12 protein-coding genes are annotated in these 9,070 nt (G+C 21.6%); 9 read left to right on the top strand and 3 right to left on the bottom strand.

Going from position 1 to position 9,070, the window contains the following annotated elements; genetic code table 11:
• Positions 1-49: 49 nt before the first annotated feature.
• Positions 50-472 carry a hypothetical protein gene (locus AYC59_RS06400; RefSeq protein WP_066896576.1) on the bottom strand — a complete coding sequence of 141 codons (423 nt, stop codon included), beginning with the start codon at positions 470-472 and terminating at the stop codon, positions 50-52.
• A 354-nt stretch (positions 473-826) separates the two neighbouring features.
• Between AYC59_RS06400 and AYC59_RS06395 the strand changes: the two genes are divergently transcribed.
• The 9 genes from AYC59_RS06395 (at position 827) to AYC59_RS06355 (ending at position 8,029) form a co-directional block, all read left to right on the top strand.
• Positions 827-1,900: a Fic family protein gene (locus AYC59_RS06395; protein ID WP_066896573.1), complete on the top strand. Its 1,074-nt coding sequence runs from the start codon at positions 827-829 to the stop codon at positions 1,898-1,900.
• 234 nt (positions 1,901-2,134) lie between these two features.
• On the top strand, positions 2,135-2,899 hold the full coding sequence (locus tag AYC59_RS06390) for a hypothetical protein (RefSeq protein ID WP_066896570.1): 765 nt from the start codon (positions 2,135-2,137) through the stop codon (positions 2,897-2,899).
• Between the two features lie 133 nt (positions 2,900-3,032).
• Positions 3,033-3,887 carry a DUF2971 domain-containing protein gene (locus tag AYC59_RS06385; protein WP_066896567.1) on the top strand — a complete coding sequence of 285 codons (855 nt, stop codon included), beginning with the start codon at positions 3,033-3,035 and terminating at the stop codon, positions 3,885-3,887.
• Positions 3,888-4,117: 230 nt separating this feature from the next.
• Complete coding sequence (locus AYC59_RS07610; protein WP_082752726.1) at positions 4,118-4,486, top strand: ImmA/IrrE family metallo-endopeptidase; 369 nt, start codon at positions 4,118-4,120, stop codon at positions 4,484-4,486.
• A 17-nt stretch (positions 4,487-4,503) separates the two neighbouring features.
• A complete protein-coding gene (locus AYC59_RS06375; RefSeq protein ID WP_066896564.1) occupies positions 4,504-5,037 on the top strand; it encodes an MFS transporter in 534 nt (177 codons plus the stop codon).
• Between the two features lie 458 nt (positions 5,038-5,495).
• Complete coding sequence (locus AYC59_RS06370; RefSeq protein ID WP_066896561.1) at positions 5,496-6,686, top strand: IS30 family transposase; 1,191 nt, start codon at positions 5,496-5,498, stop codon at positions 6,684-6,686.
• Between the two features lie 174 nt (positions 6,687-6,860).
• Positions 6,861-7,127: a hypothetical protein gene (locus tag AYC59_RS06365; protein ID WP_066896558.1), complete on the top strand. Its 267-nt coding sequence runs from the start codon at positions 6,861-6,863 to the stop codon at positions 7,125-7,127.
• Positions 7,117-7,383 carry a type II toxin-antitoxin system RelE family toxin gene (locus AYC59_RS06360; protein ID WP_066896555.1) on the top strand — a complete coding sequence of 89 codons (267 nt, stop codon included), beginning with the start codon at positions 7,117-7,119 and terminating at the stop codon, positions 7,381-7,383. Before AYC59_RS06365 ends, AYC59_RS06360 begins: the two co-directional genes overlap by 11 nt.
• A 316-nt stretch (positions 7,384-7,699) precedes the next feature.
• On the top strand, positions 7,700-8,029 hold the full coding sequence (locus tag AYC59_RS06355) for a hypothetical protein (RefSeq protein WP_066896552.1): 330 nt from the start codon (positions 7,700-7,702) through the stop codon (positions 8,027-8,029).
• A gap of 200 nt (positions 8,030-8,229) precedes the next feature.
• Here the strand turns inward: AYC59_RS06355 and AYC59_RS08315 are convergent, their stop codons facing one another.
• The gene (locus AYC59_RS08315) at positions 8,230-8,472 is read right to left on the bottom strand and encodes an ATP-binding protein (protein WP_082752725.1); all 243 of its coding nucleotides are present in this window, start codon (positions 8,470-8,472) and stop codon (positions 8,230-8,232) included.
• Between the two features lie 3 nt (positions 8,473-8,475).
• Positions 8,476-8,658: an ATP-binding protein gene (locus tag AYC59_RS06350; RefSeq protein WP_066896549.1), complete on the bottom strand. Its 183-nt coding sequence runs from the start codon at positions 8,656-8,658 to the stop codon at positions 8,476-8,478.
• Positions 8,659-9,070: the final 412 nt, after the last annotated feature.

Below are 9,070 nucleotides of genomic sequence, written 5' to 3'. Positions count from 1 at the left end.
AAATATTTGTGAAGAACCTATTTTTTTATTTTTGCAATTATATATTTAACTAATTTATACTTTCAACTTTATCTATGAATAAATTTAAATATAGCTCATTTTTTAGTTTTAATAATATTTCTTTAAAGTTACTTTTTGTTATCTTTAATCTACCATTAGCTTCTAATTTTTCAACTCTATTATTATCTAATGTATAAAATAAATTAGTTAACATACTACTATTATACTCCTTAGATTTTGAACTATGTGGAATAGGTCCCATTAGTATTAACTTATATTTCTTTAACTTATCCATATCCATTCTTTTAATCTTATCAAAATCAGTTATAACCTCTACTCTATTTTTAGATACTCCATATTCATTAAATAAGTTATATAATATATTCACTTTTACTGAACTTTCTCCAACAACTAATATTTTATTTCTATTTTTATTCTCAACCTCTAATTCTATATCATTTTCAACCATCATTTTAATCACTCCTAATCTTATTTTATATATAAATTGTAATAAATTTGTATGTTATATACAAGGAGTAATTTTAAAAAAATTAAATTCCCTAAAAAAATATAAAATGGCTTAAAATAAGGGTAAAATTAAAAAAAATACTATTTTTAAATTCCTTATATTAGAAAAAATTGTTATAAAAAAATAAAATTAAGATATTTAATACTAAGGAAACTGTGGTAGTAGTAAGACTATGTGTTGATTTATATTTTAAAAAACAACAAAAATTAAAATATAAAGTATAAAAATAAAAGTATATTATAAAATTTGCGAATTTTTAAAATATAATGTATACTTATGGTAAGGAGATGATAAAAAATGAAAAAACCATTTGAACCAGAATTACTACCTATTATATTTGAAAATGAAGAAATTATAAAATTAAATAAAAAGGTTATAAAAGCTAGGGAATTAATAAAAGAAATTAATATAAGAACAGAACATAGTAAATTAAATGAGGCAATATTTTACTTGTTTACAATTAACGAATCTCTACAATCAACTAGAATAGAGGGAACTCAATCTAGTTTTAATGAAGTTGTTGAAGCGGATGTGACATCAAAGCGTAATGCAGATACATTAGAAATAAAAAATTATATTGAGGCTTTAAATGAAGGAATTAAATTATTAAGGGATCTACCAATAGGGACGAAATTAATCAAAGCATTACATAAGGAAATGTTAAAGTCTGGTAGAGGCTCTAATAGTAATGTTGGAGAGTATAGAAAAGTTCAAAATTGGATAGGTGGAATAAGCATGGAAAATGCTAAACATATTCCACCAATAGCTAATAATATTGATTTATATATGTCTAATTTAGAGAGCTATATTAATAGTATAGATGAAGATTTAGATGAATTAATAAAAGTAGCTATAATACATGCACAGTTTGAGACTATTCACCCTTTTTTAGATGGTAATGGAAGAGTTGGAAGATTGCTTATTATTCTTTATCTTTATGATAAAGGATTGATAAATCATAAGGTTTTTAACATAAGTGAAGAGATAGAAAAGAATAAATTAAAATATTATGCTTATTTAGATGAAACAAGAAAAGACAATCCAAATTGGATAGGTTGGATTAATTTTTTCTTGGATTGTATTATAAATCAATCTAAAAGAAATATAGAAAAATTTAAGGAAGTAGAAATGCTATATAATACATTGATAAATATCGTAAATGATAATAATTTGAAATTAAATTATATAGACTATATATTTAAAAATCCAATTTTTACAATAAATAATTTGGCAGCTACATTAAATGTTAGTTATATAACTGCTAAAAATAATATAAAGAAGTTAGAAGATTTAAAATTTATATTTGGAGAAGATAAGAAAAAAAATAAAAAATATTACTTTTATGACCTTTTAAAAATATTTGATATTTAATTTTTGGATTATAAATAATAAACGAGTTAGAAAAGATTTTTAGCTTTTGAAAAATAAAAAACAAAATAGATGATATTTGTTAATTTAAATAGATTCTTTTAAACTTTTATTTTGATATTAATATATTTGGTTTTATAATAAGGTATTTTGTATATTATAGAAAATAATTTTAGAGTGTTTAAAGTAATAAAATATAATGTTATTAATTGAATTTTGTAAAAGGAAGTGATTATATTGTCAAATGTATATTTTGGAGAATTTTATTATACTGATGATAAGCAACTTCATGATTTATATGAAGTACAAAGAGAATATGATGAAAACGATAGAGATATTTCGAAATATCGAGATAAAATGTTATGTCCAGAATGTAAGAAAGCAAAATTATGTTTTACTCATCGAACCTCAAATAAACGTGAATATTTATCAAAGATTCCTTCATCGAATCATGATAATGGGTGTTCGTATATACATGATTCTGCACCTGAAAATGTTATTATACAGTTTGTGAACTCTTTAAGTGATGAAAAGATTCAAGATAAATTAGAATCAGCCTTAAATTACTTGCTACCTAAAAAAGTAAAAGAATGTAATGAAGCAGATGAATTTGAAAATAATCCTTTTATAATTAAAATGAATGATAAAAAAGGAAATAGTATTAATAAATCAATTCCTAGAAAATCTATAAATAGTGGGTTTGATAAATTTGAAGAAAATAAAATATTTATTTTTTATGGGAGAGCAAAATTAGAATGTGAAGAAATTGAAACTAAAAAAGGTATACGTTTTAAATTGATTTTAAATATAGAAAAGAAAAATAACTGGAGTAAAAATATAAGTATTTATAGAGATTTTATTCAAGATAATATTGATAAAGAAAAAATTTATGATATCGCAGTACTAGGATATTTTAAAATTTATAAAAATGTTCCTCAAATAAGAACATCAAAATTTACTTCTATAATATTTAGGGAATCGAGTATGGAAACTTTTCGTTGAAACTTTATTTTTAGATTTATAACGATAAATTACTAATGTAGTTATTTTGATATTAATTTTTGTTGTACTGATTTTAAAGTTAAAATATTTTTTGTTAAATTTTTAAATTAGAAATTGAGGAGCTGATTTATATATGATTGGGTATTATTATTGTTCTTTAAAAACATTTTTGAATATTATTAAAAATAAGCAAATTTATCTTTCTGATCCATTGAAAATGAATGATGACTTAGAAATTAAGTGGTATTTGAATAAATTAAATTCAATTCAAATAGAATTTTTAGAATCAAAATTATTTATGGATATGATGAAAATGTATTCAAACTTAGACTTTACATTAGATGAATTAAAAAGAATTTTATCTTTTAAAGGTCAACATAGTGTTTATGTTAGTTGTTTTTCTAAGGAACCAGATATATTAAGTCAGTGGAGAGCGTATGCAGAAGATGGTAAAGGTGTTTCTATAGGTTTTGATTTAAAAAAAATATCAAAAGCTGATAATTTATTAATTAGAGAGGTAATATATATTGATGATATAGTTTCTGATGAAATAGTAGATGATGTTTTAGGTGTGGCAAGTACGATTAAGACTATAATTAAAGAAGAAAATATTGTGAATAAAGATGAACAAATAGAAGTATTTTTACATGAATTGATTCCTGAATTGGTAAAATATAAAAATCCTGCATTTAAAGAAGAAAAAGAAGTTAGACTTATTTTTTGTGATGATATGAAATTTGAAAAAATAATTGACAAATATAATGCATTTATTGAAAAATTGGAAGTAATTGAATTAGAACATGGTTTTAGAACTGTTGGAGAAGATGATATTACTGAGTTTTTAAAATTACCTTTTTCTAAGGAAGCTATAAAAGAAATATATATAGGTCCTAAATGCTTGTTGAGTGAATATGATGTTAAGAATATTTTGAAAAAATTATTGAATTTAGATGTTAAAGTTATAAAATCAAAATCAAGTTATAAATAAAGTTGAAATTATTTTTAATAGTATTAGGCGGTGAATACTTTGTAGATAATTTATCTATAGAATTACCTTTAAAAATTTTATTAATAACTTTAGCTTTAAATTCTTTTTTATACACCGTATTTAATATGAATATCTTTACTACTCAATCCTATTTTTAGATAATCTTTAGCTATTGTAAATAAAATTGTTTTAAATCAAATTGAAATGGATAGTATATTGGAGGAAAATAAATGATTGATAGAATAGACTTAAGTAATAAATCATCTAACCTTAGAAAGAAATTAGGTGAAGATGTAGAATCATCTATTGATATTTTTAAGTTAGTTCAAAAAATAGAAAATCTAACACTTGTTTTTCATTCGCTAGGCGATAATATTAGCGGGGTTTGTTATAAATGTAAAAATTCTAATGTAATAGCTATAAATTCAGATATGTCTATTGGTAGACAAAGATTTTCATTTGCTCATGAGTTGTATCATTTGTACTTTGATGATGTTGCTACAAGTACAGTTAGTCCTATTATGATTGGTAGTGATGATGATAATGAAAAAAAGCAGTTCATTCAGAACATGTACCAACAAACTGGACAGAAAAAATAAAAACAGTTTGGAGGTACATGTTCTTTATAAATTTTATTTTTTATTTTTTTATGACAATACTAGGATTTATGACAGCATTATTAGTAAAATATTATTTTGGGGATAATATCAATTATTTAAAATATAATGAGATTTTTTGGGTACTTGGAATGTTTATAGGTTCTTATATTGTAATAAAGTTAAAATTTAAAAGTAAATATTATTATTCAAATTCAATTATATTATTTGGTTTAGCAATATCAATGTTATCATTTTCAAATAATATATACATGTATTTATTAGTTATTTTAATATCAGGAATATCATTTCCGTTTTATTCAACTTCAAATAAGTTGATTATTCAAAAAAATTTAAATAAGGAAGAAAATGAATATTACTTTTTAAAAGAAAGTGTCTATATAAATATAGCAACACCAACATCAATGATTATGGTAGGATATATTTTAAAATATATAAAAATAAATGTAATATTTTGTATGAGTGGAGTATTAATAATATTGTTAGGAATGTGTTCAGTTATATTTTTTAAAAATAGAGGTATAAGGTTATAATTTTTATAAAAAAAATAATAAATGATTAGAATTATTATTTTTATTAATATATAGAATTATAGTCAATTATTAGAATTAAGTAAAAATAATACATTATTATTAGAAAATAAAAAAGATAAAAAATGTTATCAAATTTGGGGAAAATAATTTATAATATTGTAAAATTATATAGTAAAACAATATAAAAGGTGAACTATTTACACTTATAGAAATAGGAACCTTCTTGCTAAATATGCACATTAAAGTAACAAACGCAACCCATGAGAAATATAATCTAAATAGTATAAATAAATGGCTCGTATAAAAAAATAATTCAATTTAAAAAAGTAAAAAAAACCCCAAATATGATATAATGTAGAAAAAATGAGAGTTTTAATGACTTTCATTTTTTTAATTTTTAAAGATTAATCGCCACCTTTTTTTAAAGTATCAATTGCAACTCCCTGAAAGGAAAATAAATGAAAAAGTTAAATCAAGAAGAAAGAATTTTAATCGAAGTAAGATTAAAAGATGGTTGGTCTTTAAAAGATATATCAAAAGAATTAAATAGAAGTCTATCAACAATATCAAGAGAGATAAAAAGAAATAGAATGGTTGAAAGAAATGTTAAGATATTTGAATATAATAATATTAAAACAGATGAAGAAATACTTGAAAATAATTATTGTAACTTACTAAAACAATCGCCTTATGTTTGTAATAACTGTCCTAGATATTTTAGCAAAAATTGCACTAAGCATTACATAGTATATAAATCGATAATATCACATAAGAAATCTTTGCATAGAAGAACTAATTCAAGAATAACTGAATCAAAAATAATGATGTTAAAAGAAATTCAAAGATCATTAGATTTAAATCAAACGATATTTCATATTAGTGAGGTTATAAAAATTAAATATCCTAAAGATAGTGTAAGTGTTCAAACAATATATTCATATATTAATAATAGGTTGTTAATAAAAATGAATAAAAGAAAAAGAAGAAAAGTAATGAAGAAGATAGAAGATACAGAAATTCCATACTTACCTAGAAAGAGTTTTTTAAATGATAGAGAATATAAAGATTTTGAAGAATATAGAGAAAATCATAAAGATATAAGTGTAGTAGAAATGGATCTAATATGTGGTCCTTTAGGAGCTAGTGGATATATACTTACAATATTTATTACAGATATTCAATTTTTAATGGCATATAAATTAGAAAAAAAATCACAAATAGAGATAGTTAAAATACTTGATAACATAGAAAGAGCTATTGGAACTGTAATGTTTAGAAAAATGTTTGAAGTTATTTTAACAGATAGAGGGTATGAATTTTCATCAAGAGATAAAATGGAAAGAAGTATTAAAAGTGATTTTAACAGAACAAGAGTATTTTATTGTGATAAGGCAACACCAACTCAAAAGCCTAATATTGAAAATATACATAGACTAATAAGAAGATTTTTACCTAAAGGAATTAGTTTTAATAATTTAACTCAAGATGAGATATATGATATGGTTAATAATATAAATAGTTTGTATAAGGCTAGATATAAGAAAACCCCTAATGATATGTTTGCTGCTAAATATGGTCAAAGAACATTACAAAAATTATCATTAAGGGCTATATTATGTGATAGCGTGAATTTAAACCCTATCAGATAAATTATATCATAAAATTATTAAAAATATATACAATGGGTTGCGATTAATCTTTAAAAACTTATCACATGGGTTGCAATTGAAAATTTAAAGTACATATTGTTAAAAATGATACAATATAATGCGTATAATGCGTATGATGTGTATAAAATATATTAAGAAGGAGGAGACCTATTTATGTTTATTCGTAAAAATATTACTTTAAAGCAAGAAGATTATGATTTAATTTCAAATTTTATTTTAAAAAAAGGCTATAATTTTTCAGAGTTTTTAAGAGAAACAGCCTTAAAAAGAATAAAACAAGAAAAAGAAATAAGTTTATTAGATTTTTTAAATTCAAATATTTCTTTATTATCAAAAGAAGAACAATTAGAAATAGAAAGTAAAAACATTGATTTTTCAGATATAAGTGGAGAGGAATTGAAATTAGAAGATGTTTTATAAGGTTTTATATAAAAAAGAAGCTAAAAAGTTTATAAATAAAATTTATGGAATTAAATTTATGAAAGCATTTGATGAAATTTCAAAAGATAAAAATAAAATATTTGAATATGATATAAAAAAATATATTCATAAAGATTATGATGATATATTTAGAATGAGAATAGGAGATTATAGAGCAATATTTAGAATTATAGATACTGAAATTGTCATATTAGTTTTTGATATTGATAGTAGGGGTAAAATATATAAAAAATAAGCCATATTTTTCATTCTAAGCGATTTTAAGAGTTAAGGGGTATATTAAATTCTCTTTTGTGATTTTGGAGCTTATAGGAGCAAATTTAAGCAAATTAGATACTGTTAAAATAAAAATATCAAAAAGATAAAAGATGTTATAAAATTTGGAAGTAAATAGAAGATTTTATGGCAAAAAATCAATTTAAAAAAAGTTAAGCAGATATTTTGAATTATAAAAAAATATTATAAGTTTGGTTGAAATATTATGTAAAGAATGTAATGGAAGAAAATTAAATAAATAAAAATATAAAATAAATTAGAAAAGAGGAAAAATAATGAGTAAATATTCAGAAATAACAACAATAGAAGACCTAATAAATCTAAAAGAAATAGAAAAAAGAGAAGAACTAGAAAATATAGAAGAAATAGAAAAACAAGAAAATAGAAAAAAAATAGAAAAAGAAATAGAAATAGAAAAAAGATATTATAAAGAAAATATGATAATATTTAAACTAACAATGCATAATAATTATATATTTTATACAGTAATAAATTTATATGGAACTATTTTATTTTTTGTATTTAATGGTAAAAGGTTTGATGATTTGGATTCATTAATAAAAGAAATAGAGGCTCAAATTAGAGATAAAGGGGATAGTAGATAAAAGAGCAGATTAGATTCAGCTTTAGTTTTATAATTTTAACTGTATTATATCACGTTAAATGTAAGGAAATGGGCAAGCCATTTTCTCTTGCATTTAACGTGCAAGGTAGAACCCTTGACCCTAATTTTATATAAAAATATATATTTTTGTTAATGTCAATATAAAAATGTAAGATTGTGTCAAAATAAGAATGTAGTTTTTTATTCTTGATAATAATCTCTAACTCTATATGATCTACCAACTATACTAATAACATTACAATGATGTAATAATCTATCTAACATAGCATTTGATAAAGTATTATCAGAAAATATATCACCCCAATACTTGAAGTCAGCATTAGTTGTAACTATTGTTGACTTCTTTTCATATCTTTCATTTATTAATCTAAAAAATATAAGTGTCTCTTCTTTAGTTATTGGAATATATCCTAATTCATCTATTTATCAACACCCTATATTTACAATAAATACTACATTCTCAAAATTATGTATAAATCTATGTGTAAGTAAATCCAATATCTCTTGTTTATCTATATTATCTTGATAACTAAAATCAAAATCATTAATATCTTTTATGAAAGGAAATCCAGCTATCTTTACCATTGAATTAATAAGATTTTTCTCCATCCACATCTTTTAATGTTTGCGATAGTTAATATTTTTTAGAAATATGAAACAATAGAATCAATTTCTTTTTAATAAATATTATTTCAAATTATGAATATTACATAATCTATTATTAATAATATCAGCGATTTTTCTTAGTTTTATCTTAGAAAAGGAAATGTTAACATATTGAAATACTGATGTACAAAAGTTTCAAAAAGTAAAATTTTAAAATAGTTACTATTGATTAATACTGATAGAATAGTACTTTGTAATAAAAATGGATACAAATAACAATAATAATCATTTTTAGCAAATGATTTTCAAACAATTTTCTAAGGAAAATATAAGATAAAGTGGGGGGGGTAGTGTTGAAAATGAATATTTTTTATGGTAAAATTTATTGTTAAAATTATAAACTCAAATTTGAAAA

This window comes from Pseudostreptobacillus hongkongensis (assembly GCF_001559795.1).
Taxonomy (GTDB): domain Bacteria; phylum Fusobacteriota; class Fusobacteriia; order Fusobacteriales; family Leptotrichiaceae; genus Pseudostreptobacillus; species Pseudostreptobacillus hongkongensis.
Note: the sequence above shows the minus strand (reverse complement) of the source record. Positions and strands in the feature narration are given on the sequence as shown.

What these genes read in the sequence shown, in the direction of transcription:
- AYC59_RS06400 (WP_066896576.1), bottom strand. Translation starts at nt 472, where the DNA reads ATGATGGTTGAAAATGATATAGAATTAGAGGTTGAGAATAAAAATAGA.
- AYC59_RS06395 (WP_066896573.1), top strand. Translation starts at nt 827, where the DNA reads ATGAAAAAACCATTTGAACCAGAATTACTACCTATTATATTTGAAAAT.
- AYC59_RS06385 (WP_066896567.1), top strand. Translation starts at nt 3,033, where the DNA reads ATGATTGGGTATTATTATTGTTCTTTAAAAACATTTTTGAATATTATT.
- AYC59_RS07610 (WP_082752726.1), top strand. Translation starts at nt 4,118, where the DNA reads ATGATTGATAGAATAGACTTAAGTAATAAATCATCTAACCTTAGAAAG.
- AYC59_RS06375 (WP_066896564.1), top strand. Translation starts at nt 4,504, where the DNA reads ATGTTCTTTATAAATTTTATTTTTTATTTTTTTATGACAATACTAGGA.
- AYC59_RS06370 (WP_066896561.1), top strand. Translation starts at nt 5,496, where the DNA reads ATGAAAAAGTTAAATCAAGAAGAAAGAATTTTAATCGAAGTAAGATTA.
- AYC59_RS06365 (WP_066896558.1), top strand. Translation starts at nt 6,861, where the DNA reads ATGTTTATTCGTAAAAATATTACTTTAAAGCAAGAAGATTATGATTTA.
- AYC59_RS06360 (WP_066896555.1), top strand. Translation starts at nt 7,117, where the DNA reads ATGTTTTATAAGGTTTTATATAAAAAAGAAGCTAAAAAGTTTATAAAT.
- AYC59_RS06355 (WP_066896552.1), top strand. Translation starts at nt 7,700, where the DNA reads ATGAGTAAATATTCAGAAATAACAACAATAGAAGACCTAATAAATCTA.
- AYC59_RS06350 (WP_066896549.1), bottom strand. Translation starts at nt 8,658, where the DNA reads ATGGAGAAAAATCTTATTAATTCAATGGTAAAGATAGCTGGATTTCCT.